Origin of the sequence: Rhodococcus sp. APC 3903 (genome assembly GCF_030407755.1) — a bacterium.
GTDB lineage: Bacteria > Actinomycetota > Actinomycetes > Mycobacteriales > Mycobacteriaceae > Rhodococcus_F > Rhodococcus_F erythropolis.
This window is the reverse complement of sequence record NZ_JASDCV010000008.1, coordinates 131768-157527: the sequence shown is the minus strand read 5'-3', so window position 1 is coordinate 157527 and position 25760 is coordinate 131768. Positions and strand designations below refer to the sequence as shown.

Annotated in this window: 24 protein-coding genes and 1 riboswitch; of the genes, 15 read left to right on the top strand and 9 right to left on the bottom strand. The window is 61.5% G+C overall.

Features of this window, described 5'->3' with window-relative positions; genetic code table 11:
- The first annotated feature begins 93 nt into the window (after positions 1-93).
- Positions 94-1050: a GlxA family transcriptional regulator gene (locus tag QMA15_RS13725; RefSeq protein ID WP_029254948.1), complete on the top strand. Its 957-nt coding sequence runs from the start codon at positions 94-96 to the stop codon at positions 1048-1050.
- Here QMA15_RS13725 and QMA15_RS13720 read toward each other — a convergent pair.
- A complete protein-coding gene (locus QMA15_RS13720) occupies positions 1047-1880 on the bottom strand; it encodes an alpha/beta fold hydrolase (RefSeq protein ID WP_019747617.1) in 834 nt (277 codons plus the stop codon). The genes QMA15_RS13725 and QMA15_RS13720 overlap by 4 nt on opposite strands.
- 127 nt (positions 1881-2007) lie before the next feature.
- Between QMA15_RS13720 and QMA15_RS13715 the strand changes: the two genes are divergently transcribed.
- The 4 genes from QMA15_RS13715 to QMA15_RS13700 all read left to right on the top strand — a co-directional run bounded on the left by QMA15_RS13715 (position 2008) and on the right by QMA15_RS13700 (position 4792).
- Positions 2008-2511: a hypothetical protein gene (locus QMA15_RS13715; RefSeq protein WP_019747618.1), complete on the top strand. Its 504-nt coding sequence runs from the start codon at positions 2008-2010 to the stop codon at positions 2509-2511.
- A gap of 9 nt (positions 2512-2520) precedes the next feature.
- Positions 2521-3093: a YdeI/OmpD-associated family protein gene (locus tag QMA15_RS13710; protein ID WP_259118933.1), complete on the top strand. Its 573-nt coding sequence runs from the start codon at positions 2521-2523 to the stop codon at positions 3091-3093.
- 42 nt (positions 3094-3135) lie between these two features.
- Positions 3136-4026, top strand: a complete 891-nt coding sequence (locus QMA15_RS13705; RefSeq protein ID WP_279163780.1) for a sucrase ferredoxin — start codon at positions 3136-3138, stop codon at positions 4024-4026.
- A gap of 184 nt (positions 4027-4210) precedes the next feature.
- Entirely contained in the window at positions 4211-4792 is a 582-nt protein-coding gene (locus tag QMA15_RS13700; RefSeq protein WP_080909689.1) for a GNAT family N-acetyltransferase, read from the top strand.
- A 14-nt stretch (positions 4793-4806) separates the two neighbouring features.
- Here QMA15_RS13700 and QMA15_RS13695 read toward each other — a convergent pair whose 3' ends face one another.
- The gene (locus tag QMA15_RS13695; RefSeq protein WP_279163708.1) at positions 4807-5421 is read right to left on the bottom strand and encodes an NAD(P)H-dependent oxidoreductase; all 615 of its coding nucleotides are present in this window, start codon (positions 5419-5421) and stop codon (positions 4807-4809) included.
- 77 nt (positions 5422-5498) lie between these two features.
- Between QMA15_RS13695 and QMA15_RS13690 the strand changes: the two genes are divergently transcribed.
- Positions 5499-6083, top strand: a complete 585-nt coding sequence (locus tag QMA15_RS13690) for a TetR/AcrR family transcriptional regulator (protein WP_279163709.1) — start codon at positions 5499-5501, stop codon at positions 6081-6083.
- A 25-nt stretch (positions 6084-6108) separates the two neighbouring features.
- Here the strand turns inward: QMA15_RS13690 and QMA15_RS13685 are convergent, their stop codons facing one another.
- Complete coding sequence (locus QMA15_RS13685) at positions 6109-7023, bottom strand: LysR family transcriptional regulator (RefSeq protein ID WP_279163710.1); 915 nt, start codon at positions 7021-7023, stop codon at positions 6109-6111.
- Between the two features lie 39 nt (positions 7024-7062).
- On the opposite strand from QMA15_RS13685, the gene QMA15_RS13680 reads away from it, so the two are divergent.
- Positions 7063-8094 carry a pyridoxal-phosphate dependent enzyme gene (locus QMA15_RS13680; RefSeq protein ID WP_356700956.1) on the top strand — a complete coding sequence of 344 codons (1032 nt, stop codon included), beginning with the start codon at positions 7063-7065 and terminating at the stop codon, positions 8092-8094.
- Between the two features lie 379 nt (positions 8095-8473).
- On the opposite strand, the gene QMA15_RS13675 is transcribed toward QMA15_RS13680, so the two are convergent.
- The 4 genes from QMA15_RS13675 to QMA15_RS13660 all read right to left on the bottom strand — a co-directional run bounded on the left by QMA15_RS13675 (position 8474) and on the right by QMA15_RS13660 (position 13375).
- Entirely contained in the window at positions 8474-8731 is a 258-nt protein-coding gene (locus QMA15_RS13675; protein WP_279163712.1) for a hypothetical protein, read from the bottom strand.
- Between the two features lie 226 nt (positions 8732-8957).
- Complete coding sequence (locus QMA15_RS13670) at positions 8958-10952, bottom strand: SDR family oxidoreductase (RefSeq protein ID WP_172933418.1); 1995 nt, start codon at positions 10950-10952, stop codon at positions 8958-8960.
- A gap of 50 nt (positions 10953-11002) precedes the next feature.
- Positions 11003-11125 (bottom strand): hypothetical protein, encoded by a 123-nt coding sequence (locus QMA15_RS13665; protein WP_019747629.1) that lies wholly within the window; start codon positions 11123-11125, stop codon positions 11003-11005.
- A 129-nt stretch (positions 11126-11254) separates the two neighbouring features.
- A complete protein-coding gene (locus QMA15_RS13660; RefSeq protein ID WP_279163713.1) occupies positions 11255-13375 on the bottom strand; it encodes an MMPL family transporter in 2121 nt (706 codons plus the stop codon).
- Positions 13376-13446: 71 nt separating this feature from the next.
- Positions 13447-13593, top strand: a riboswitch (cobalamin riboswitch).
- 115 nt (positions 13594-13708) lie between these two features.
- Between QMA15_RS13660 and QMA15_RS13655 the strand changes: the two genes are divergently transcribed.
- From QMA15_RS13655 to QMA15_RS13640, 4 genes are read left to right on the top strand one after another with little or no spacing between them, the layout of a single operon-like run.
- On the top strand, positions 13709-14704 hold the full coding sequence (locus QMA15_RS13655; protein ID WP_050768664.1) for an ABC transporter substrate-binding protein: 996 nt from the start codon (positions 13709-13711) through the stop codon (positions 14702-14704).
- Positions 14701-15741: an iron ABC transporter permease gene (locus QMA15_RS13650; protein ID WP_020906967.1), complete on the top strand. Its 1041-nt coding sequence runs from the start codon at positions 14701-14703 to the stop codon at positions 15739-15741. Before QMA15_RS13655 ends, QMA15_RS13650 begins: the two co-directional genes overlap by 4 nt.
- A gap of 47 nt (positions 15742-15788) precedes the next feature.
- Positions 15789-16553 carry an ABC transporter ATP-binding protein gene (locus tag QMA15_RS13645; protein WP_279163781.1) on the top strand — a complete coding sequence of 255 codons (765 nt, stop codon included), beginning with the start codon at positions 15789-15791 and terminating at the stop codon, positions 16551-16553.
- Complete coding sequence (locus tag QMA15_RS13640; protein WP_290284930.1) at positions 16550-17320, top strand: (2Fe-2S)-binding protein; 771 nt, start codon at positions 16550-16552, stop codon at positions 17318-17320. The genes QMA15_RS13645 and QMA15_RS13640 overlap by 4 nt, the downstream gene beginning before the upstream one ends.
- A gap of 37 nt (positions 17321-17357) precedes the next feature.
- Here the strand turns inward: QMA15_RS13640 and phoA are convergent, their stop codons facing one another.
- On the bottom strand, positions 17358-18890 hold the full coding sequence (gene phoA, locus QMA15_RS13635) for an alkaline phosphatase (RefSeq protein WP_290284928.1): 1533 nt from the start codon (positions 18888-18890) through the stop codon (positions 17358-17360).
- 269 nt (positions 18891-19159) lie between these two features.
- Between phoA and QMA15_RS13630 the strand changes: the two genes are divergently transcribed.
- The 4 genes from QMA15_RS13630 to QMA15_RS13615 all read left to right on the top strand — a co-directional run bounded on the left by QMA15_RS13630 (position 19160) and on the right by QMA15_RS13615 (position 24861).
- Positions 19160-22447: an error-prone DNA polymerase gene (locus QMA15_RS13630; RefSeq protein ID WP_290284926.1), complete on the top strand. Its 3288-nt coding sequence runs from the start codon at positions 19160-19162 to the stop codon at positions 22445-22447.
- Between the two features lie 216 nt (positions 22448-22663).
- Positions 22664-23011 carry a hypothetical protein gene (locus QMA15_RS13625; protein WP_007727425.1) on the top strand — a complete coding sequence of 116 codons (348 nt, stop codon included), beginning with the start codon at positions 22664-22666 and terminating at the stop codon, positions 23009-23011.
- A 14-nt stretch (positions 23012-23025) separates the two neighbouring features.
- A complete protein-coding gene (locus tag QMA15_RS13620) occupies positions 23026-23796 on the top strand; it encodes a glucose 1-dehydrogenase (protein ID WP_290284923.1) in 771 nt (256 codons plus the stop codon).
- A 57-nt stretch (positions 23797-23853) separates the two neighbouring features.
- Complete coding sequence (locus QMA15_RS13615; RefSeq protein ID WP_019747638.1) at positions 23854-24861, top strand: NAD(P)-dependent alcohol dehydrogenase; 1008 nt, start codon at positions 23854-23856, stop codon at positions 24859-24861.
- Here QMA15_RS13615 and QMA15_RS13610 read toward each other — a convergent pair.
- On the bottom strand, positions 24848-25738 hold the full coding sequence (locus tag QMA15_RS13610; protein WP_020969112.1) for an alpha/beta hydrolase: 891 nt from the start codon (positions 25736-25738) through the stop codon (positions 24848-24850). The two genes, QMA15_RS13615 and QMA15_RS13610, sit on opposite strands and share 14 nt — an antisense overlap.
- Positions 25739-25760 lie beyond the last annotated feature (22 nt).

The following is a 25760-nucleotide window of genomic DNA, read 5'->3' as shown; positions in this document are numbered from 1 at the left end:
TCTCGGTCTATCCCAGTGTCGGTCGAGCACGCCCGCGGGCGCACCCTGATCTCGGCCATACTGTCCACAGATCAGGACGAAGGAGAGCGCATCGTGACCGCAGTGCATCGAGTTGCCGTCCTGGTGTTCGACGGCGTCAAACTGCTCGACGTCGCAGGTCCGAGTGAGGTGTTCGCGGAAGCCAATCGCGGCGGGGCGAACTACGAGTTGGTGATCTGCTCGGTAGGTGGACACGATGTCGACTCGTCGACCGGGATGCGCATTCCGGTCGACCGTGACGTTGTAGATTCCGGTTCTTTCGACACGTTGCTGGTCATGGGTGGAGACGTGTTCCCGTCGACGCCGGTGAGTCCGGAACTGCGCGAGGCAGCAAGCGATCTGGCGGGGCGTTCGGGCCGGGTCGCCTCAATCTGTACCGGGACATTCATTCTTGCGGCGAGTGGATTGCTCGACGGACGCCGCGCAACGACACATTGGCAACACACGGCAACGCTGGCGCGCGCCTATCCACAGATCACGGTGGTTCCTGACGCCATCTTCATTCAGGATGGCGCGGTGTTCTCGTCTGCGGGTGTGACCGCGGGCATCGACCTCGCGCTCGCATTGCTCGAGCGTGATCATGGTGCAGAAATGGCTCGACGCGTCGCACAACTTCTGGTGGTATTTCTCCAGCGTCCAGGCGGACAGTCACAGTTTTCGCCCTCGCTCAGTGGGCCGCGGCCTCGGGTCCCTGCGCTCCGAGAAGTGGTCGACGCCGTCGCGGCCGATCCGGCGGGGGAGTATTCGGTCGAGCAACTGGCTGCCCTGGCGCACCTGAGCCCGCGTCATCTGACGAGGCTCTTTCGCGAAGAATTAGGGACGACGCCGGCCAAATACGTCGAGTTGATCCGTTTCGACGCTGCGAAGGCGCTCCTCGATGCCGGCCACTCGGTGACCGAAGCCGCGCAGTTGGCGGGATTCGGCAGTTCGGAATCCCTACGACGAGCATTTTCGACTCATCTCGGAATCTCGCCCCAGGTGTACCGTCGTCGGTTTCAAGCGTTCGGCTAGGACTGACTTTCGTGCTTGCCTTGTGGCGGGCTCATGCCCTGCTTGTCGAGCCAGGCAAGGCTGTAATCGGCGATCTCACGCCAACCGTGGTCGATGGTCAGCGAGTGACCTCGGTCGCCGAATACCTTGTATTCGTTGATCGTCGGGGCCTTGGCGTACTTCTTGAACGAGCTGTCCGAACTGGCCTTCGGTACTGTGCGATCCTTACCGCCGCCGATCATCAGGAGGGGGCCGCGGCGGGCGTTGAAATCCACTGCAGCGGGGCTGTGGGGCGCGAAGTTGGCGAGTGCTGCCTCGAACAACGGCCGTCCGGGGGCGGGAATTGCATACTGCTCGAACAGGGCGTCGGACTCGTCCTGGGACACGGCGCTGGCGAAGGACTTGTGGAACGATTTTCTGTTGTGTGAGTAGGCCTTCCGGTAGTTGCCAGGGTTGGACAGGACAGGGAACACGCTTCCAAGCTGAACGAGAGGAAGTTTCAACACACCTTTGGGCTGAGCGGGGTCGATGGCAATTGCCGCGGTCGCCAACTTCTGGCCCAGCAGTTTCTGCGCGATCAAACCTCCGAACGAATGCCCGACCACGATCGGTGGTTCGTCGAGATCAGCGATCACCTTGGCGTAGTGGTCCGTCACGTCGTCGATGCCGTGTCCCGCGATGTCCTCCGGGTGTTCGCGCGTCTCACCCACCGTGGACGCATCCCCTGGCCATCCGGGTGCCATCGTGGAGTACCCCTGCGCGTTGAAAACCTGCGCCCAGGGATCCCACGTGGTCGGGTGCATCCAGAGTCCGTGGATGAACAGAACAGTCGGGTTGGACTTGGGCGACATGCGCGCTCCCCGCTATCGGACCGATGATCGATACGGGATGCCCGCTTTTTACAACCTCACGCATATTTTGTGGAGCTTTTCCGTCGGGTCATCCCGTTCTGTTGTTCGAAGATGGCACGATCGTGGCATGGCACCAACCGGCTCCGCGAAGGCGATGGCACTGTGGACCACCGCTTTTGTTGTCTCACAAGCAAACATTGCGCGTTTACTCGGGCCGGTGGCTCCTAAGGTATTGGAAGTGCAGACGGCGTTTTCCGCTCGTCGGTACCTCGAGATCTTGGACTCCATGGATGCGGAGGCCACGGCGCGATTTCGTAGTCACTACTACCCGGACTTCGTACATCCCGCGATCTACGCGATGGCTTTGCGGTCCGCAGGCAAGCGGCTCGGAGAGCGGGTTCCCCTTTCGGCCGCAACTCGGCGTGCGCTTGCCGTAGCGCCGGTGCTGTCGGCGGCGGGCGATTATGTCGAGAACGTGGTCGGCCTCCATTTCCTCGATCATCGCGACAGCATCACCGACTCGAGGGTTCGCGCCGCCTCGACGGTCAGTATTGCCAAATGGGTACTCGCACTCGGAACTTTCGGATATTTGTCGCAGGGTTTTGTCAGAGTATGGGTATCGCGAAAATGAGGAGCACTGATGGCAGTCGAACTCGGTACCGAATACTTCGCTGACGGAGAAGAGTTCCGTCGATGGCTGTGCGAGAACCACGAGGCGGTCCCCGGGCTTTGGCTGAGAATGGCCAAGAAGACCTCGTCACACAGTTCGATCGACTACGACCAAGCGTTGGACGTTGCCCTGTGCTTCGGCTGGATCGACAGCCTCTCCCGGCGAATCGACGACGATTTTTTCGTGCAGAAGTTTTCGCGTCGCACTGCGCGGAGTCCGTGGTCCAAACGCAACGTCGAGATAGTCGCCCGCCTTGACGCTGCGGGACTTCTCGAGCCATCCGGCATCGCTGAGATAGAGAAGGCCAAGGCCGACGGTCGCTGGGATCGCGCGTACGAGGGAGCAGCCAAGGCCGAGGTCCCGACGGACTTTCTCGATGCGCTTGCGGAAAACCCGCAGGCTCGCGAGTTCTACGCGACGCTCAATTCCACGAATCGATTCACCATCGCGTACCGACTGCAGGAGGCAAAGCGTCCGGAGACACGCGCCAGGCGGATCGAGAAGTTCGTGAACCAACTCGCGGAGGGCAAGAAGTTCTACTGAGCTGACTGGGACGGCTGATCGACTTTCAACGTGGCTGACACAATAGGGCTCGTGATCGAAGCCGAGACCTGTTCCGCGCTGTCTGCTGTTGACGAACCGTTGGCAGGCAGCGCTGCCGTCGTGCGGGGTTGGGTATGCCTCGAATTCAATGCCGCTTGGGGTCGTGACGTGCTGGACGGTACGGCCTTGGGGGAGGAGCTTGCCGCCGAGCTGAGTCGGCGAGCTGATGCTGCCGACGTACGAATCATGTTCATTCGGCGACCAGGCCGCACCGATCCGCTGACTGATGGGCACACGGTCTTGCTCGCGCGCTCCGATCCGAGCGACTCGTGGTGCGAACGGTTGCGCATCGATTCACCGGCTGATCTGCTCGACATCGATTTCGCGCTACTCGACGGCCCTCCACCAGGATTGGGCGACTCGGTGGACGAGCCAGTCGTCTTGGTTTGTGCGCACGGTAAGCGTGACCAATGCTGCGCTGTGTTCGGCAGGCCGATTGCCGCAGCGCTGATGTCGTCCTTCGGACCCCAGGTGTGGGAGTGTTCGCATACTGGCGGGCACCGATTTGCGCCGTCAATGATCCTGCTGCCGAGCGGCAATACGTACGGCCGTCTGTCCGCTGGTGAGAGTGTCACGGCCGTGGAGGTGGCTTCCCGAGATCAGGTCCATTTGCCAGGCCTGCGTGGACGGAGTTGCTGGTCTCCTGCGGGGCAGGCTTCGGAAATTGCCGTACGACAACAAATAAGCTGCGGAATCGACGACTTGGCTGTCATCGAGCAGGCGAGTGACGGGACATCCGTCGTCGCACATGCGGACGGCCGGCGATGGGCCGTGGAGACGGCAGTCTCCGAACTCGCGCCGCGTCCACCGAGTTGCGGCGCGGCACCCAAACCGGTCAGGCCAGTTGTCGTCACGTCGATTCGAGAACTGTGATTCCCTCGTCGGTTCCATACGATCAGTCTCGATGAATGCGATCACATGGGCCGGCAGGTGGCGCAGAGGATACGGACTCCATCAGATCCACAGTCTGCTGGCGTGACAAGCGGATTCGGGACTTAGGCAGCGGCGGTTCGGGGGAATAGCGGCACCGTTGCAGGTGCGAAGTAGCATCGCAGCTATGACTGTCGATCTGGTTGCACCTGACGAGGCCTTGTGGGCGTCCTGGTTGGAGTCGCGTGACGAGTGGGGCGGACCGCAGGCGGATCAGCCCGGCTCGGCATTGGGAGTTGCGCAACGTCTAGATCTCGATCTTGCCTCCCGGGATGGATTCGGGCAGTGGGTGCAGGAGTTGTTGGCGCAGCCAGAGGCAGTGCCGGGGCCCGACATTGTCCCGGCAACCAACTGGTGGATCGTTCGAGACGGCAGGTATCTCGGCGCTATCCAGTTGCGGCACAGCTTGAATGAGTTCTTGGCCGATGTCGGTGGTCACATCGGCTATGGGGTCAGGCCGTCGGAACGCCGGAAAGGTTTAGCGTCGGCTGCTCTGCGGGAAGTACTCACGTATGCAGGCGACCCGGTGGGGCTCAGTCGCGTCATGATTACCTGCGACGAAACGAACGCGGGTTCACGTAAGGCAATCGAAGGGTGTGGTGGTCTACTCGACAGCGTGCGCCCAGCTGATCAGTTGTCGCGCAACCTCGGTCACACGGGGGATACGCTTCGCTACTGGGCAGTCACGGGCCGGTCAAGCGTCAGTTGACCGATGTCTGACCGTCAACGGGAAGCCACGGTCGCAGGGTAGGCGACACGGGCAGCGATGCTTTCGCTGAGGTCTTGGATTTCTGCGGCGAGGGTATCGCGGCTCTTCGTGTCCGACTCGTGAACGAATGTTGTCGATCCCAGTGTGGCACCGCAGTATTCGATGATGCCGCGCTCGATCTGTGTCTGGAAGGCCTCGTACACACCGTGGCGTTCGAAACTCTCCGCGTCGTCACCCGCGACCGGGATCAGGTGGACCGTGAGTCGGTCCAGTTTCTTCACGAATTCGCTTCCCGGGGTGAACTCGTACGCCCATCCGCTGACGAAGACTCGATCGATCCAACCTTTGAGTAGTGCGGGCATCGACCACCAGTACATCGGAAACACGAGAATCAGATCGTCTGCTCGATCGATTCGGTCCTGCTCGGCTACAACGTCGGCCGGGGGAGTTCCCTTGCCGCGGAACAGGTTCACATCGGCTTTGGAGAATCGGGGATCGAAATTCTCGGCATGTAGGTCCGCGATGTCGACATCGCCGCCCAGGTTGCGGATCGCGTCGGAGGTAGAACGGGCGACATGCTGGGTAAGTGACTGTGCATCGGAGTGGGAGACTACGACGAGTGTGGTCATGAGCGTTCCTTCGGTAGATGGTGCGCTTATGTACTAAGAGTAGGTTACTATTGGTATATAGCGCAAGGAGGTGTCCGATGGCACGAACGAGACTGTCGCGGGCCGACAGGTACGAACAACTCGTGGAGGTGTCGTGGGCACTGGTGCGAGAGGAGGGCGCGGATGCGCTGACCCTCGGCCGGTTGGCTGAACGTGCCGGCGTTGCAAAGCCGGTCGTCTACAGCCATTTCGCCTCCCGCGCTGCGCTGTTGGCGGCCCTCTTCAAGGAATTCGACGATCGTCAGACGGTGATGCTCGGGGAATACCTCGAAGCTGCGGAGGAGTCTGTGAACGGGCGGGCGAATGCCATCGCCGACTCCTATGTCGGATGTTCACTGGCACAGGGGCGTGAACTGACGGGAGTGCTTGCAGCGCTGGAGGGCTCGCCCGAGCTGGAGCAGGTGAAGCGCGAGTCGGAACGCGCCTATTCAGAGCGTTGTCGCGAGGTGCTGGCTCCTTTCAGCGCCGACGGGCTTGGACAACCATCGATGACTGCGATATTCGGTGCTGCAGAGGCCCTCTCGCACGCGGCGGTAGTCGGAATGCTCTCGCCCGAGGACGCCAAAGGTGAACTTGCCGCGCTGATCGTCGCGGTCGTCGGCAGGCCATCACTGACTGGGTAGTGCGGTGCAGCCGTGATCTCATCGCCTACAGGTGCCCATCCAGTTCGAACCGCTCTCGCACGGAGTCGGATGTCGCCGCCAGGGTGCTGACGAACGCGTCGATGGCGGGAGCGAGCGGAGGTTTCCCGTAGGTCGCGACGGAGACAGTGCGTCGCTCGCGGGGAATGCGGTGTGCGCGGATACCCGGGTTCTGATGTGCATGGAGAGCGAGGGCGGGAAGGGTGCTGACTCCGCTTCCGGAGGCGACCAGCGCTTGGACCGCGACGTAGTCGTCGGTCTCGAACTCGATCCGTGGAACGAACCCAGCTCGATTGCAGGCGGTGAGAAGGTGGGCGCGGCAGCTCGGACAGCCTGCAATCCAGGTTTCACCGGCGTAGTCCGTGATCTCGTTGGCGGCATCTGCATTCCGAGCAGAGGTGATCAGGTACAACGGATCGTCCAGCAACGTCGTTTGGGTGACGTGCTTGAGCCCCACATCCGGGGTATCCGCGTGTGCGAAAACGACAGCTACGTCGACGTCGTTGTTACGAAGCATTGCAAGTGCTTTGGGTGGTTCTGCATCAACGAGGCTGATGGACACGTCGGGGTACTGGGACGTGAACGCTGCCATCGCCTGCGGAATCAAACTCGCCAGGGCTGACGGGAATGCGGCAAGTCGTACCCGCCCCGCCCTCAGTCCCGCGTACGTTTCGACTTCGGCTACGGCAGCGTCGACGTGACCGAGAATTTCCGTGGCGCGCCGAACCAGTACCGCACCGGCATCCGTCAGACGTAGCCCACGACCGGCTCGCTGGAACAGCGGAACTCCGACTTCCGATTCGAGCTGTCGAAGGTGGTGGCTGATGGAGGGCTGCGCGTAACCGAGAGAATCGGCGGCGGCTGTCACCGATCCTTCCTGCGCGACAGCGACCAAGACCCTCAGCCTAATTAGATCGAGCATGTCAAAATCATAGAGGATTTCGATGCTTTCGACGAAAACATGTATTGGACCTATGAATCGGTGTTTGACAGGGTGATCTACATGGCACAGGCACCTGATCTCGCGGCAACAACCGGGCTACAACCACCCACATGGGCGGACATTCAGCGTGCAAGTCAGGTTGTCCGACGCCATCTACCGGTCACGCCCCTGATATCGCACCCGACCTTGGGAGCGGGCTCGTGCAGCCAGTTGTTTGTCAAACATGAGAACGTGCAACCCACAGGTGCGTTCAAGGTTCGTGGTGGACTGAACCTGGTGGCTGGACTCGATGAGCCGACGCGGGCCCGAGGCATCATCGGCTACTCGACGGGAAATCATGCTCAGTCCCTGGCGTATGCCGCAGCGGATGCGGGCGTGCGGTGCGTAATTGTGATGCCGGCTGGGGCAAATCCGGTCAAGGCTCACGCTGTCCGCATGCTTGGGGCCGAGCTCATCGAGCACGGCGCAAACTTCGACGAGGCACGCGCTCACGCAGAGTTCATCAGCGAACGTGACGGCCTGCGTCTCGTCAGCGCCGCCAATGAGCCGGCAATCCTCGCCGGTGTTGCTACGGCGTACGTCGAACTCGTCGAGCAGCAGCCAGATCTGGACGCAGTGGTCGTCCCCGTCGGTGGTGGCAGTGGTGCGGCGGCCGCTTGCCTCGTCGCCAGTGCGCTTGCACCGCACCTGGAGGTGTTCGCGGTGCAGTCGGAGGCCGCACGAGCGGCGCACGACTCGTGGACTTCTGGCACCTGTGTCGAGCGCCCGAACGCCACTCGTGTCGAAGGGCTCGCGACCGGGGCCGGATTCGCATTGACTCAACGCGTCATGCGAGAACGGCTAGGTGGTTTCTTGCTCGTCACGGACGATGACATCACCCTCGCGCAGCGGGCTCTCCTTTTCGACGCACACACTTTGAGTGAGGGCGCCGGTGCGGCCGCACTTGCTGCGGTCTACGCACATCCGAACACCTTCGCGGGTAAGCGTGTTGCCGTCGTCTGTACGGGCGCCAATGCCTCCGAGAGTGAGATCCGCAGGGTCGTCAGCTAATTGATCTCGTATTCGGAACAATGTGCAGTGTCAGCGAACTGACGGAAAGCCGAAGTACTGTGTGCCAATGACTTCACCCCGAGAAAAGTCACGTACTCTCAATATTTGCCACTCATGCTGGTCGTCGGTGTTCTTGGATTGATCGTGAGTTTCGGAGTGACCTCACGTGGGGGGTTCCCAGCGTCCGCATCGGAGCTTTGTAGATCAAGTTCGTATGGAATCGGATTACTCGAAGAAACAGGATGGGCCTGGATTCCGTTTCCCATAGCCTCTTGCAAGGCAGTGGATTTCGATTCTTCCGCGGTTTACTTCGCCCTCGGATGGGAGAACTCGATCACTGCCGCAGTATCGATCGCATTCATCGCCATGGCTCTGAAACTCACTTGGGGTGCAGGAGTTCAGTGATGCTTATGTGCCCGGCCTTGGGTTCGTTCGGAAGGCTGACCGGCGCAAGCCCCATGCTTTCCCGACGCTCGTTGACCGAAAAGACGTACTGGGCAAATTCAGGCTTGACGTGCACGTCCGGAAACCGTGAGCGAAGTTCGCCCACGATCCGATAGCCCTCGTCGTACCAGTCGAAAACGTTGATCCCTGGACGCCACCGCGGTCGCATCGCGAAGCCGTCGATCTCAGTCACAAAGAACTTTTGGAAGCGATCAGTCCACGCCAGTATCTTCTCTCCGAGTTCGTCGTCGATCCCCATTTGGCTCGGGAGAACAAAGGGCTGATCCGACTGAATGATTACCAGTTCCCTCGAAGGCCATAGCGAACTGGGATGACCATGGTCAGGATAGATTCTGATGACTAACACTGCAGATCCCTTGCGGTGGCCAACACGCTACGAGGCGAAGTCACACCACCGGTCACCAGTGCGTTCCGGGCACGAGTCGGGCGGCGCGTCGGCCGAGTTTGCGGATGCGCGAGCGTGAATGGCGCTGACGCGACGGTGTTGCCGAAACGTCTGACGGAGTTTCTTTGTCTACCTGCCCCTTTGCCGCCGGGGAGTCTGGGAAGGCCTGGTACATCTGGTTGAGAATCCGGTCCTTGGTGTGCGGTGCGAACAAGGTTCCCAGATCGCCCAGGGTGCCCAGTGGCACGTCGATGCGCTTGGGGCGTTCGATCAGCGCGCGGATCACCATTGCCGCAGCCTTTTCCGGGCTGGTGATCGGGCCGTTGTTGTATTCGCCGGTCGGCGCGATCATCGGCGTTTCGACCAGCGGCATGTGGATGGTCGTGAAAGTGATTCCGTCCGCCAGGGTTTCGGAGGCAGCTACGTCGGAGAAACCGTCGAGGGCGGCCTTGCTCGCCACGTAGGCCGAGAATCTAGGCGTTGCCGCCTGGACTCCCGCGCTGCTGATGTTCACGATGTGACCGAAGCGGCGAGAACGCATGGTGGGCAACAATGCGAGCACCAATCGCACAGCGCCGAAGTAGTTCACGGCCATCGTTCGTTCGTAGTCGTGGAAACGATCCGTGGAATGGTAAATGCCGCGCCGAATGGATCGGCCGGCGTTGTTGACCAACATGTCCACGTGATCATGTTCTGTCAGAATGCTTTTGATCGTGTGCTGGACCGACTCGTCGTCGGTGATGTCGCAGGGATAACCGAACGCTTTGCCTCCGGTTGATCGAATCTCCTGTACCGCGGCATCGAGTTCGTCGGTGCGGCGCGCGATCAGGAGAACTGTGGCGCCTTTCTGGGCGGCGGCGATGGCAGAGGCCTTCCCGATTCCGGACGAGCCACCGGTGATCAGGACTATCCGACCGACAAGTGGTCCTTCGGGATGGTTGCGACGTGCGCGATTGGGATCGAGGTTTGCGCGCCAGTACTTCCACAGCACAGTCGAATACGACCCGAACTCGGGGACCGTCAGGCCTGATCCGGCGAGGGCGGCAACGGTTCTCTCGGAGGTGAAGGTCGGCGCCATCGTCATGTTGTCGAGCAACGCTGCAGGCATGCCGATGCGATCGAGGAAGACTTTTCGTGCCGATTCTGCCGAGTCCATCGGCAATGGCGAGACAAAGGGTTTGGCGATCACGCCCGGCAGGCTGAGCGCGGGCCGCGGCGCTCCGGCGGCCTTGGCGAGGCCGGCATAGATTTCGCGTACCGGTTGAGGTTTCGGATTGACGAGATGGAATGCTTCGCCGTCACGGCCGGGCACATGCATCAACTCGACGAGGGCAGCGGCCACATAGTCGACCGGCACCACGTTGGTTGCCCCGAGGTTGGGGATCGGGACAGGGAGTGCTGCAGGTAGTTTCGCGAGTAGCGCCAGACCTGGGAACAAGTAATACGGTCCGTCGATCTTGTCCATCTCTCCGGTGACGGAGTTGCCGACCACGGCAGACGGCCGATAAACACGCCAGGTGAGGCCTTCTCGTTCTCGAACGAGCTTCTCGGCCTCGAACTTGGTTCGGTGGTACGGCGTCGGAAAGCCTTGGCCGCAATCGAAATCGGTCTCGCTGAACGTGCCCGGATAGTCGCCTGCGACTGCAACCGATGACACGTGATGAAGGGTGGCTCCCAGCTTTGCAGCAAGTTCGACCACGGAGCGTGTGCCCTCGACATTCGTCGAAGCCTGCTCGTCTCCGGCCGTGATGTCGTAGATCGCGCCGAGGTGAAGGACATGGTCGGCCGGCGGGGGAGAGTCGATGCCCAGCTCGGGCTCGGTCAGATCGCCAACGAGCGGATGCACTCGATCGCCGCCGGGAATTGCCGACACCTGTGCTTCGAGTTTTGCGACAGAACCCGCTCTGACCAGCACGTGGATCTGAGCAGTTTCATCATGCTCGAGCAGGAGCGGTAGTACAGCTCGTCCGAGGAACCCGGTACCGCCAGTGACGATGTATGTGGCCATGGTCGGTAACTTACTCCAAAGTAAGATCGACGGCTAGAGGGAACCGGACATCAGTGCGTCATGACGCCATCCTCGGTGTCGAAGTCGATGCCCGCAGTGATGATTCCGGAAAACAGGAACGCGACGGCAAGTGCAAGAGCGGGGATTGCAAGGATCCATTCGAAAATTGTCATGCTCCAAGTCTGACGAAATCAGCTTCGGAGAACATCGCCCTGCGGAGCGATTTCCCTGATCGGGCAGTCATCCTCGAGGACGACTGCCCGATCAGGGAAATCCACTAGTGCGTGATCAGTGGCCCGAAATCAGTGGCCGATGCCGACCTTCGCGTGAACTTTTTTCATCCAGGCCGGAGCCCACCAGTTCGCTTCGCCCATCAACTTCACCAGCGAGGGCACGAGCAACATGCGGATGATGGTCGCGTCGACGAGCAGTGCGACGATCATGCCGACGCCCAGGAACTTCATCACCGACAACCCGGACATTGCGAATGCCCCCGTCACCACGATCAGGAGTAGGGCGGCGGCCGTCACGATTCGGCCGGTGCGTTCGGTTCCGAACTTGACTGCTTCCTCCGTCGTCGCTCCCGCGTTCTTGGCCTCGACCATCCGGGACATCAGGAAAACCTCGTAGTCCGTGGACAATCCGAACACCACCGCCAGGATGAGCACGACGAACGTCGCCTCCAGCGGAGTTTGACTGACCCCGAGGAGTTCGACGCCGTGACCGTCCTGGAAGACGAAGGTGAGGACACCGAAGGTGGTCGCGAGGCTCAGCGCGGCCATCAGTACCGCCTTGATGGGCAGGACCACCGAACCGAACGCGAGGAACAACAGGATCAAGGTCGATCCGACCATGATGAGGATCATCACCGGCAACCAGTGCAGGACGGCGTTGTTGCCGTCGTCGACCATGGCTTGACCGCCACCGACAAGCAGCACTGTTCCGTCAGGAGCGGAGATCGCACGCAGATCTGTCACTGCGGTGCTCTGTGATTGGGGCGTAGAGCCCTCGCTGTAGAGAGCCTGAACCGCGATGAGTTGATTGGTGCTCGCGACGACGGTCGCCTGACCGATGCCCTCGACCTGACCGGCGGACTCGGCGATCGCTGCACCTTCGGCCGGGGTGAGAGTGTTCCCGTCCTCGGCCTGAAGGATCATCGTCGCGCCGTTGCCGGTCTGCGGGAAGTCGTTGACCAACGTGTCCATTGCGACGCGAGCGGGGTCGTTGTCCGGGAGTGCGGTGTACGAGAGTTCTCCCAAACGGGCACCGAGCAGCGGCGAGGCCATCACGAGCAGCACGGCCACGATCGTCACCGAGACCGCGACCGGACGCTTCATCACCCACGTGACGACGCGGCCCCAGAACTTGCGCGAGCGTTCCTCGCCGCGTTGCGCCGCATCCTTGCGCCACGTCAGGGCGTTGATGCGATGCCCCAGAATGGCAAGCAGCGCAGGCACAGCGGTCAGCGACAGAACTGCCGCGCTCAGTACTGCTGCGATCGCACCGAAACCCAAAGACCGGATGACGGCCTGCGGGAAAACGAGCATGCCGCTGAACGCGCAGATCAGAAGCAGACCCGAGAACATGACGGTGCGACCCGCGGTCAGAACTGTCCGCTGCGCAGCCGCTCCCGGGTCCGAGCCCGAATTCAGTTCTTCACGGAACCGACCGACCACGAACAGTCCGTAGTCGATTGCAAGTCCCAACCCGAGAAGAGAAGCGACGTTGATCGAGAACGAGGACACATCGGTGATCAACGTGAGGATTCGCAGAACCGCCAAGGCGCTCAAGACACTGAGTACACCCACGAATACCGGAACCGCCGCAGCGACGATGCCGCCGAAGATGAAGACCAACAGCACCAGCGTGATCGGAATGGCGATGGCTTCGGCGACCACCAGGTCCTTCTCGAGCTTGGTGTTGAAGGCAACGCCGACGACGGTATTGCCCGCGAATTGTGCCTCGGCACCTTCAACTTCGAGTTTCGGCAAGAGATCGGCGAAAGTTGCCGGTGTGACGCCCGAGTCCGGTGCCAACGTGATCGCAACAGCCGCCATGGATCCGTCGTTCGAGAGCAGGCTGGCCTTGGCCGCGGCGTCTGTTCCCCAATACGACTTCACCGATGCGGTCGGCACTTCCGTTTTGAACTGGTCGACGGCGGCCGTTACTGCCGGCCCGATGTCGTCGAGGGTCTTACCGTCGGTGGGTGAGTAGATCGCGATGATGTCCGGGGTCTGCGGCCCGAGATTGTCTTCGATGATGTCCGCAACCTTCGCGGAGTCGCTGCCCGGATCGATGAAGCCGCCCTGGCTGAGCTTGCCGAACACTCCGAGTCCCCACACCCCACTGATGAGAACTATCAGAACCGCGAGGCTCAGTACCCACCATTTCCGGGCGACGACGGTTTGGGCCCAGCGTGTCATGTATCAACTCCGGTGTGTGGGGGCGTCTGGCCAGATCGACTGTAGTGGGCGTTTGGTCTTGAATCGGAAACGTCATGCATACTGCTCGAAGCACTTGCAAGCCACGCGTGTGGGGGAAGCCGGTCCGAATCCGGCGCTGACCCGCAACGGTAGGTCGATTCTCGGTAGTCACCGAGCGTCGGCAAGCCCGATTACCCACCGCGCGGTGTGCGACATCCATTCGTCGTGGTCTACGAAAAGGAAGTCCAGCAGGAGCTCTGGCCGAGTATCAGTGTGCGGGCGGAGTTGTCTGTCGGATTCTCATTCGTGGCTCAGAGCCCTTACGAGGTCCCCGTGTCACTTCAGTTCTCCCCGTCCCGCGCCGCCGCCGTTCTCATCGCGGTCGCCTTGGTTTCGGCAGGTTGTTCCAAAGGCGAAACTGCTGGCGGTTCTTCAACCACCGAATCCTTTGCACAGCCAGTTTCCGTCACGAACTGCGATCGGGAGGTGACGTTCGATTCGCCACCGCAGCGGATCATCACGATGAACGATCACGTCACCGAAGTTCTCATCGAGATGGGCGTCGGTGACCGTATCGTCGGGATGGGATACGGCGACAGCACGCCCACCCCGGAGACTGCCGAACAGTTCGCGAAAATCACCAACCTTGCCAAGGAATACCCGACAGCCGAGCAGATTCTCGACCTCGACCCCGATTTTGTCGTCGGCGGTATGAGCAGCGCGTTTCAGGAGAAAGAAGGGCGTTCGCGAGACCTGTTCGCCGAACGCGGAATCAACACGTTCCTCTTCTCCGAGTACTGCGGCCAGGGATTCCCGAACATCTCGATGCTGGAAAACGACTACGCGCAATTGGGGAGGATTCTCGGCGTCGAAGATCAAGCAGCCGAGGTGACTGATCAAGTAACTCAGGGGCTCGATGCGGTGAAGGCGGCAGTCGGAGATGCTCCGCCGGTGCCGACATTCTTCTATGACGGCGGCAAGGACGTTCCGACGACGATCGGCGGAGTGGGCGTCGGTCAGCTCGTCGCTGGTTACGCGGGAGCGACGAACATCTACTCCGAGGGCGAGCGTCCGTATGTCAAGACCACGTGGGAGGTTGTGGGGGAGCGCGCGCCACAGGCGATCGTCGTCCTGGACTACGGATCTGAGAACGCCCAAGCGAAGATCGACTTCCTGAAGTCACATCCCGTCATGGCCACCACTCCCGCCGTCCAACAGAATCGATTCGTCGTCATTCCTCTTGACGACTTTTTCGAGAGCCCACGTCTGGTGCGTTCGGCCCAGACCATCGCGGCAGGCCTGCATCCGGGCGTAGTTCCGGCACAGTGACCAGGTCGCGTTCAAGCTATACAGCTTTGCTTGCTGCGCTCTGTGTCGCGCTTGCCGTCGTTATGGGGTTGGCGGTGTCCTTCGGATCGGTTCGGATTCCCGTCGGTGACGTGTGGGCGATAGTCGGAGCCCGTTTGGCACCAGGGACTTTCGAAACGTGGTGGACCGCAGCGCGGGAGTCGATCGTGATCGACTCCCGCCTACCGCGTGCCCTCACGGCTGCGGTGGTGGGTGCGTCCTTGGCGATGTCGGGTGCGGTTGCTCAGGCGGTCACGCGTAATCCGCTTGCTGATCCGTATCTGCTCGGTGTGTCGTCGGGCGCAGGATTCATGGTGGTCCTGGTTACCGTTCTGGGGATCGGAGCCGGAATGCTCGGCGTATTCACGATTCCTGTTGCCGCGTTCATCGGAGCGATGATTCCGTTGTTCCTCGCGTTGCTGATTGGTGGTAGATATCCGCAGCCGACTGCAATCATTCTTGTGGGTGTTGCGCTCGGACAGATATTTTCGGCATTAATCACCTTTTGTCTTTTGGTGATTGCGGACGAGCGTCACATCACTGGAGTGATGCATTGGCTCGCCGGCGGATTCGGTGATGCGCGATGGTCGACGCTGATCTTCCCGACGATCACACTGGTCGTCGTCGGCACAGCCCTTCTGTTCAGTTCGCGGTGGATGGACGTCTTGCAGACCGGTGACGACGGGGCTGCTGCCCTCGGTATGAACGTCCGACGGTTCCGAGTGTTGTCCTTGCTTGCGGTCTCCGTACTGGCGGGCGCGGCAGTCAGCGTTGCCGGTGGAATCGGGTTCATCGGTCTGCTGATCCCACATCTGGCCGGTTTCATCGTCGGCACCAGAGCAATTCGACTGCTCCCTGCTGCAGCCCTTCTGGGCGCCGTCGCGATGGTTGCCGCGGATACCGCTGCGCGCTCGGTGGCACAATCCACCGAAGTTCCGGTCGGAGTGATCACCGCCCTCGTGGGTGCACCGATCTTCGTCTGGATGCTCTACCGGCAGTATCGGAGGCTCGAACAGTGACACAGGCCAGAACAGAGACACTCCCGAAGGACGCCGAAGCTGCGCCTCTGCTCGAACTCGTCGAGACCCGGGCGAGGCTCGGCAACCGCGAAGTCTTGCGCGGCATCACTTTCGCAGTGACGTCCGGTGAAATATTGGGCTTGGTCGGACCGAACGGCAGTGGCAAGACGACGGCGCTGCGCTGCTGCTACAACGCTTTGACTCCGACAGGTGGCGCAGTTCTGATCGATCAATCCGACTCGACGACGCTCTCGCGTAAGGACATCGCCAAAACCATCTCGGCGAGCGTCCAGGAACCTACTGTCTCGGCAGGACTTTCGGTTCGTGAATCGATCGCGCTCGGACGAACTCCGCACCGTAGCTGGTTGGACCGAAGCACTGAGCGAGATACCGCCATCGTGGACCGGTGCATCGAGCAGGTTGGTCTGGTCGAGCTTGCCGGACGCGACGTGTCCACCCTGTCGGGTGGTGAGCGGCAACGTGTCTCGATAGCGCGCGCATTGGCTCAGGAGCCCAAGGTTCTTTTGTTGGACGAGCCGACCAATCATCTCGATCTTCGTCACCAGTTGATCGTGATGGAATTGCTCGCCGAACTTGCGTCGGCGGGGCTCGCAGTTGTGGTCACGATGCACGATCTACGGTTGGCAGTCGAGTACTGCGACAACCTTGCCGTGCTCACCGAAGGTGAACTCCGCGCGTGTGGGTCTACGGTCGAGGTGTTGGACGAGCCGTTGTTGGCCGAGGTTTTCGGCATCAAGGCGCGAGTCGAACGCGGAGTACGTCCGCGGATGGAGATATTGGGGCTGGCATGACGGAATCGGTAGCCGGGATCTACGCCCGTATGGCAGTAGCGGTGCCGTTCTTCGACAACCTGAGCGCGTATCCGGATACGGTGCCCGCGGTGTTGATGACCGACCCCCAGTGGTTGGCAGCACGTGTCGCCGATACGGCCGAGCGATGGGGGAGTTCGGACAACCGAGTGAACGGCACGTTGTGGTGGTACTCGGCCAGTTCCACGCTGACTGGCATTCCGATCGGAACCGGAATGGTGACCGGGTTCGCGGCCGATCCATCGTTGGACGGTGGGCGGATCTTCTTGCGTGACAACGGCTATCTGGGAGGGTTTGCTGCCGGGTCGGTCATTCCGATCTCGCGGAGTGTGGCGGAGTGGGGCCACGCGATGTTCCGCTCACTCAGTCCCGTGATCGAGGTACTCGCCGAGGTGTCCGGCGTTCGGCAGCAGGCGCTGTGGGCGATCGCGACGGACTCCATCGCCAATCGCAGCCTCGACGCCGCCGGTAGCGCGAGGGAGCGCGGAAGTGCATTTGCTGCCGGCCTGATCGATGTTCTCCGCGGTGAGAACCCGGGCATTCCGGTTCCGCGTTTCGTCGATGTCGACCGCAATGAAAGTGTTGTGCGCGTTTCTAATCCGTTGACACCGGTGGCATCCGGGCGACGCAGATTCACGCAGCGCGCGTCGTGCTGCCTGATTTACGAGGTGCCCGGCGAAGGTAAGTGCACCAGTTGCCCGAAGCGCGCACCCGAAGATCGGGTGCGCGCCTTGGCTGCTCTGGTGTGACTGGACCCAGGCTTTTACCGGGTCGGGTGTTGTCAGGTCAGTGAGCTGCGACCTTGGAACGGTCGAGTCCCAGCGCGTCGGTCATCGTGAAGAACAGATCGGTCTGGTCCGTGAGGCCGCTGACATTGGCCGCGTGCGGGCCGAAAGCTGCTACGCGCAGCTGAGTTCCGGTATGCCCTTCGGATTCGACGGCCGGATCTTCGGACGTTCCGTAGCTGATCGTCATCTCCGAGCCGTCCTTCGTGGTCAGCTTGCGGGTCAGACCGGGGTAGACGATTTCCTGGGCGCGCTCGACCGGGATGTTCTGGTCCTTGGCGATGGTGGCGATGTCGTCTGCGCTGACGTTGGTGACGATCTGGCTGGTGTGAGCGTGGTCGGCTGTGACGATGACCAGGGTTTCTCCGTCGGTCTTCGCAAATTCGAGTGCCTTCTGCACAGCTTCGTCGAGGTCGACGGTTTCACCGATCTGACCGCACGCGTTGGCTGCGTGATCTTGCTTGTCGATCGAGGCACCTTCGACCTGGAGGAAGAATCCGTTGTCGTTGACCTTCAGTAGGTCGATTGCCTTCTGCGTCATGTCCGCGAGCTTCGGTACGTCGGAGGTTCGCTTGGGGTTGTCGATGCAGGTTTCGGCGGGCTGCAGGTAACCGTCGCGGGTGGCGACAGAGCCTTCCCAGCGGACGGGCATGTTGCCGTCGGCGAACAGTCCGAGCACGGGTGCGTCCTGATCGGCCTTGCCGACCTCGTTCATCTCGGCGGCATTCTTCACCAGCTGGTAGCCACGAGCGGCAGCTTGCTCGTTGAGGGTCTTGCCCTGCCAGTCACCGGCTTTCGCGGTTTCAGCGAAGGACTTGGCGCCGCCGGCAAAGGTGACGTCGGCGCGGGTATCGAGGAGCTGTTCGCTGATCGATCCCTTGCCACCGTTCTCGATGGCGTTCTCCGGGCAGGACTTGGACGTCGCCTCGGGTCCGTAGCACTTGCGGCCGCTGACGTGCGCGACCTGCACTGCGGGGGTGGCGTCCTGTACCTCGGCGGTGGAGACGTTGCCGGTGGCCTTGCCGTTCGCCTTGGCGATCTCGAGGACGGTCGACTGGGCCTGCCCCTTGATGTCGACGGAAATCGCGCCGTTGTAGGTCTTGGTGCCGGTGGACCATGCCGATCCACTGGCAGCGGAGTCGGTGACGTAGTCGGGCTTGCCGTCCTTGGTCAGTGCGTAGTGCGTGTACTGGCCGGTGATCGGCAGGGCGTCGAGGCCGGCGAAGCTGCCAGCAGCACCCTCGGCGTAGTTGCGCGCGGCGGTGATCTCCGAGTCGCCCATGCCGTCCCCGATCAGGAGGATGACGTTCTTCGCGCCGGAAGCGTTGACGGCGTCACGCACTGCGGCCGACTGATCACCGTCGATGCGGCGAGCACCACCGTTCGAGGACAGTTCGCCGGTCGCGGCGCGATCGACGGTCGTGCCGTTCGAGCCTGTTGCCTCGTCGGTACTGCTGCTGCAGCCGGCGGCGGCCAGAACGGCGACGGCGCCGGCGACGGCCGTCAACCTACGTGTGTTGCGCGAGAACGACATACGAGTAGTACTCCTGGAAACAGTATGGATGGAGATTATGAACGCGGCTAATGATCTGGGGCCAAAGTGAACGGAGTGCAGACATGCGTACATCTGAATGTGACGAGACGGTGAGGGTTGAGATTCGCTCTGTTGACTGCGGGTGAGTGACCTGTCAGACTGAATCTGCATCGAACATCAGTTCGATGCATGTGGTGCGTCTTCCCTTTCGGCATCCTCGAGCAGTCGGTCGTCCCGTGACGGCCGGCTCGATCAGGTGCGAGGTCAGTGTGGGTTGGGGAAATGGGCCGCCGACGTGGTCCGAGATGGAACGGGTGCTGTCCGGACGGCCAGGCCGCGTGGAACACGAGGATTTGTTCCCGGGCGACGGAAGTGACAGTCCCGCCTGGTCACGAAAGCGCGGCGAGTATCACGCAGGCGAACTCACTCGTGGCACCGGCGTGGTTCCTTACGCAGAACTGCACGCTCACTCGGCCTTCAGCTTCCTCGACGGCGCATCACCGCCGGAAGAACTGGTCGAGGAAGCTGTGCGTCTCGGGCTCGAGGCGATTGCCGTCACCGATCACGACGGGTTCTACGGCGTGGTGAGGTTTGCGGAGGCTGCGCGTGAATGGGGAATGCGGACCGTGTTCGGGGCCGAGTTGTCGCTCGATTCGGTACCCAGAACCGGGACGGCAGATCCCGGTGGAACGCATCTTCTGGTACTTGCCCGTGGGCAGGAAGGATATCGCCGTCTTTCGCGGGAGATAGCCGCCGCACATCTGACGGGCGGTGAGAAGGGCAAACTGCAGTACAACTACGACGTGCTGACCGAAGCCGCCGGTGGGCACTGGCAGATCCTGACCGGATGCCGCAAAGGTCATGTGCGGCAAGCCTTGACGTCGGGTGGTCGCGAAGCCGCGGCGGAGGCCCTGCAGGATCTGGTCGAGCGTTTCGGGGCGGAGCGAGTGTCGGTGGAGCTCACTCATCATGGGTTGGCGGAGGACGACGAGCGCAATGCCGTTCTTGCAGAACTGGCGAGAGGGCATGGACTACGTACGGTGGCGACCACCGCCGCACACTTCGCCGCTCCTCCGCGTCGACGCCTCGCCATGGCAATGGCAGCTGTGCGGGCGCGTCAAAGCTTGGATGAGGCAGCTGGATGGTTGGCTCCGACCGGCGGAGCACACCTGCGGTCCGGCGCGGAGATGGCAACGCTGTTCTCGCTCTATCCCGAGGCTGTCAGTGGTGCCGCCGATCTTGGTCGTGAGTGCGCTTTCGATCTCAAGCTCATCGCGCCCAAATTGCCACCGTTCGACGTTCCCGCCGGGCATACCGAGGCGTCCTGGTTGCGTGAGCTGACCATGGTGGGTGCGCTGGAACGCTACGGACCCCCGGAAGGTGCACCGAAGGCATACAAACAGCTCGAACATGAACTTGCCATCATCGAGGGATTGAACTTTCCCGGATACTTCCTGGTCGTGCATGACATCGTGTCGTTCTGCAAGAACAACGACATCCTCTGTCAGGGAAGGGGTTCCGCTGCGAACTCTGCGGTGTGTTACGCGATCGGCATCACCAACGTCGATCCGGTTCGCAACAAATTGCTGTTCGAGCGGTTTCTTGCACCCGAGCGCGACGGCCCACCGGATATCGACGTGGACATCGAGTCGGATCGCCGGGAAGAGGCGATCCAGCACGTGTACGCGAAATACGGGCGTACGTATGCCGCGCAGGTAGCCAATGTCATCACCTATCGAGGAAAGTCGTCGGTGCGGGACATGGCCCGCGCGCTTGGCTTTTCACAGGGCCAGCAAGATGCGTGGAGTAAGCAGGTCGGCCGGTGGGGTGGTATCGACAAGAATGCGGATACCGATATTCCGCGTCCGGTACTCGAACTGGCGGCGCAGATCGAAGGCTATCCACGGCACCTCGGTATCCACTCCGGCGGAATGGTCATCTGTGATCGTCCCATCGCCGACGTTTGCCCGGTGGAGTGGGCGCGGATGGCCAATCGCAGTGTCCTGCAGTGGGACAAGGACGATTGTGCTGCCGCTGGGCTGGTCAAGTTCGATCTACTCGGGCTCGGCATGCTCTCGGCTTTGCATTACATGATGGATCTGGTGGCCGAACACAAAGGCATCACAGTCGATTTGGCGCAACTCGATCTGTCGGAAACAGCGGTGTACGAGATGTTGCAGCGGGCAGATTCGGTAGGGGTGTTCCAAGTGGAATCACGTGCGCAGATGGCGACACTGCCGCGTCTGAAGCCTCGAAATTTCTACGACCTGGTGGTCGAAGTCGCGCTCATCCGTCCCGGGCCGATTCAAGGCGGATCAGTCCATCCGTACATCCGCCGGCGCAACAAACTCGAACCTGTGTCCTATGACCATCCGTCGCTCCAGAAGGCACTCGAACGCACGTTGGGGGTTCCGCTGTTTCAGGAACAGTTGATGCAGATGGCCGTCGACGTTGCGGGTTTCACGCCGTCCGAGGCCGATCAATTGCGTCGGGCAATGGGATCGAAACGCTCCACCGAGAAGATGGAGCAACTGCGAGCGAGGCTGTACCAGGGCATGCGAGACCTACATGGCATCGGCGACGAGGTTGCCGACCGAATCTACGAAAAGCTGTACGCATTCGCTAATTTCGGTTTTCCGGAAAGTCATTCACAGAGTTTTGCCGCACTGGTCTTCTACTCCTCGTGGTTCAAGCTTCATCACCCCGCCGCGTTCTGTGCCGGGCTTCTGCGAGCGCAGCCGATGGGTTTCTACTCACCACAGTCCCTGGTCGCCGATGCGCGCCGGCACGGAGTGCAGGTACACGGTGCAGACATCAATGTCAGCCTCGCGCATGCCACCGTCGAGGCAGGTGGATTCGAGGTTCGGCTGGGACTGGGGGAAGTGCGCAACATCGGCGATGCGCTCGCCGAGAAAATTGTCGAACAGCGCGACCTCGGTGGACCGTTCACGTCGTTTCTCGATCTGACCGGTCGGGTGGAACTGACTACCGCGCAAGCTGAATCGTTGGCGACTGCCGGCGCGCTTGCCAGCTTCGGCATCTCGCGTAGAGAAGCGCTGTGGGCTGCGGGCGCTGCGGCAGGGGAGCGTCCGGACCGCTTGCCCGGTATCGGTGCGTCGGTCACAGCTCCCACCCTTCCCGGCATGAGCGACGTCGAATTGGCGGCAGCGGATGTCTGGGCGACAGGAGTATCTCCCGACACGTATCCGACACAGTTTCTTCGCCCACAGCTCGACGCGCTCGGCGTGGTGCCGGCTTCGAGGCTGCTCGACATCCCGGACGGCGACCGTGTGCTGGTAGGGGGAGCGGTCACACACCGGCAGCGTCCGGCCACAGCTGCGGGCGTCACGTTCATCAACCTCGAAGACGAAACCGGCATGGTCAATGTCGTGTGTTCGGTGGGGTTGTGGGCAAAGTACCGAAAACTGGCAAATACGGCGCCGGCGTTGCTTATTCGAGGAAAGGTGCAAAATGCGGAAGGCGCTGTCACTGTCGTGGCAGACCGGATGCAGCTGATGGATCTGCGAGTCACAGCCAAGTCGCGAGACTTTCGCTAATGCCCGATTCTGCTCGGAGTTTTGTGCCGAGAGGACAAATGTGGAGCTCAACTCTGACCTCCGAGCATATGGCGCGGGTCACAATCCCTACCTAGGGTTGTCGCTTGAGCGGCCATCGAATCGCCTGGCACCGCCACGACCAGTGGCCTCGCTGGTGAATATTGTCGCCTTCCAAACATGCTGAATCCAAAGCACTTCGAGTTGAAGAGGAACTCCATGAGCACAGCGATTCTCGTCGCACACGTACACCCTGCCGATCCGTCTTCGGAGGACGCGTTCAACCGCTGGTACGACGACGTGCATATTCCGCAGGTCGTCGAACGAGTGCCTGGAGTTGTCTCCGCCTCCCGATTCTTCCTGGCGGATGTGCAGTTGCTGCCCGAGGATGCATTGCCCGCGCGCCGCTACCTGAGCATCTATCAACTCGACACGGAAGATCTCGCGGGCACGGCGCAGGCGTTGGGAAGTGCTTTGGGCGACGGGACTCTCGACATGTCCGAGGCCATCGCGACTACCGGCGACACCGGACCCGAATTGCTTTTCTACGTCCCGACCGAGAACTGAAGGGGAACGCTGACATGTCCGATCTTCTCGCGAACAAAGTTGCAATTGTCACCGGCGCAGGTGCCGGAATCGGCGCCGCCATTGCCCGGGCATTCGGGGCGGAGGGCGCGAGCGTCGTAGTCTCCGACATCAACGGTGACGCAGCACAGGCAGTGGCGGACTCGATCGACGGAGCTATCGCTGTCACCACTGATGTCACCGACGAACAGCAGGTCAAGGATCTCGTCGCCAGGGCGGTCGAAGAGTTCGGCGGACTGAACGTCGTAGTACCCAACGCCGGCATCGCCACCACGACTCCGCTGATCGAGACCTCGTTCGAGGACTGGCGGAAAGTCATGTCGGTCAACCTCGATGGAGTGTTCTTGACCGTCCGTCATTCGCTACCCGCGCTCGTCGCATCCGGAGGCGGTTCGATCGTGAACATCTCGTCGATCTCGTCGACCACCGGGTCGCCCTTGATCGGTAGCTATGCCGCCGCCAAAGCAGCAGTTCGCAATCTCACCGAAACCCTGTCAGCCGAACTTCGCTTCCACGGAATCCGAGCCAATGCCCTGCTACCCGGATTCATCGACACAGACCTGGTCAAGAGTCACCAACAGGATTTCGAGAACGCACTCGGCCTCGAGTCCGGCGGCTTCGCCGACCTGATGGTCACGAAGCAAACCCGCTACGGCCGGACCGAGGAAGTCGCCGCCGCCGCAGTGTTCTTTGCGAGCGACCAGTCGTCGTGGTGCAACGGCAGCAGCCTGGTTCTCGACGGAGGGTTCACGGCTTCTCTCCTTTGAGCAGCAGAACCTTTCCGAACGTCACCCGAAATCGTCAATCGTGCGAGGATCCACACCATGACCAACCGCGCTGTATACGTACTTCCGCCTGGAGGATTGAACAACCTCGACTTGAGGACGATCGAGACGCCAGCGCCAGGTGCGGGTGAGGTGACGATCGCGATCCGCGCGAATTCGCTCAACCACCACGACTACCTCGTGGCGACCGGCGAGATACCGACCGACGGCCCTCGCATTCTCTTGTCCGACGCAGCGGGCGAGGTAGTTGCCGTCGGCGACGGCGTCACACAGTTCGGGGTCGGGGACCGTGTGATGAGCACCTATCTGCCGCATTGGCGCAGCGGTGCACCGGATTTCGACGGATTCGGAAATTCACCCGGTGACGGCGTCGACGGGTTCGCCCGTGACACCGTCACCGTGCCGGTATCGGCAGTGACGTCGATGCCGCGAAACTACACGTACGAAGAAGCCGCTACCTTGCCCACTGCGGGCTTGTCCGCGTGGCGTGCATTGTTTGCCGGCGTCCCGATCATCCCAGGTTCGTCGGTGTTGATTCCCGGGACCAGCACGGTAGCGCTGTTTGCCGTCCAGCTTGCCAAGGCTGCTGGAGCTCAGGTGATCGCAACCTCGTCGGCTCCCGACAAGATGGCTCGATTGACCGAGCTCGGTGCCGATCACGTGGTCAACTACCGTGAGCGCCCGGACTGGGGATCGGAAGCGATGCGGCTCAGCGGCGGGATCGACCTTGTGCTCGACGTGGGCGGGCCGTCCACCCTCGGTCAATCTCTGTCGGCAGTCCGACCAGGTGGCCGGATCTGCGCGCTGGGCATCATGAACGGCCCGTCGTCGTCGATCGACCTGACTTCGCTACTGACCAAACAGGTCACCATCGAAGGTGTTCTGGTGGGCAGTCGTGCACATCAGGAGGAGATGGTTGCAGGGCTGGAGAGCCTCGCGCTTCGTCCCGTCATCGATTCGTCGTACCGTCTGGACGATCTTGCCGAAGCGTTCGAGCAGCAGAAATCCGGGCAGGCCTACGGCAAGATCGTCATCACAAACCCTTGATCGCTTGCCGGTCCCAATGGGGATCGGTGAGGATTTCCGCCGAGTCGCCGACAAACGCACGTCCGGCAGTCTGGTCGCCGCTGAGGGCGAACCTCAGCCACGCGGTCAGGTAACCCCGGAATCCTTCGCCGTCGGCGGCCCAATTGTGGCCGACGCCAAGTAGTCTGCCCCGGACCGCCGGTGCTGCGGTTTTGTCGAAGTACTCAGCTTGTGGATCGGCGGTGGAGACCGGATCGTCGGCGCCGGTCATGAAGAACGTCGGCCCGGTCAACTTCGCCACGTCGATGACATCGACAGGTCGCGAAGCCCACCACGGGTCCGGCAGGTCGAGCACCGCAGTGGCGGTGATCAGATTCGCCGACTGAGTTGCAGCGTTGATCGCGCCGCCTGCCCCCTGGGAGTGCCCGACCGAGGCGATGTTGTCGGTATCGATCCTCTGGTGAAAAATGCTCTCAGCGTTGGTGTTCTGATCGACGAGGTACTGAGCGGCACCCAAGATTTCAGTACCGTCGCCGGTCACACTGCTGTCGGCCACCACAACAACAAAACCCCACGACGCAAAGTGTCGGAGGAGGGCCTCGTACTCTTCGAACGTCGCGTAGCTGCCGTTGCCGAACGTGATGACGGGATGCCGCTTGCCATCAGCGGACAAGTCGGCTGGGTAGAACAATTGGTATCCGGGAACCGAATCGGCAGCCACCTCGTGCGCACCCTGGGCTGCGTACAGATCGCTGATCGACTCCGATGCGATGGACTCGGTAGTCGCGGCTTCGGGAGCGGCCGGAACCCCCGCACTGGCGTGTGTGACGGCACCCGATAGTGCCAGAACAAAAGATGCGGTCACGACGGCGATCGAATGTGTGGTCCGAGAAGGCATGGGTACAAGTATGTCTTGTACC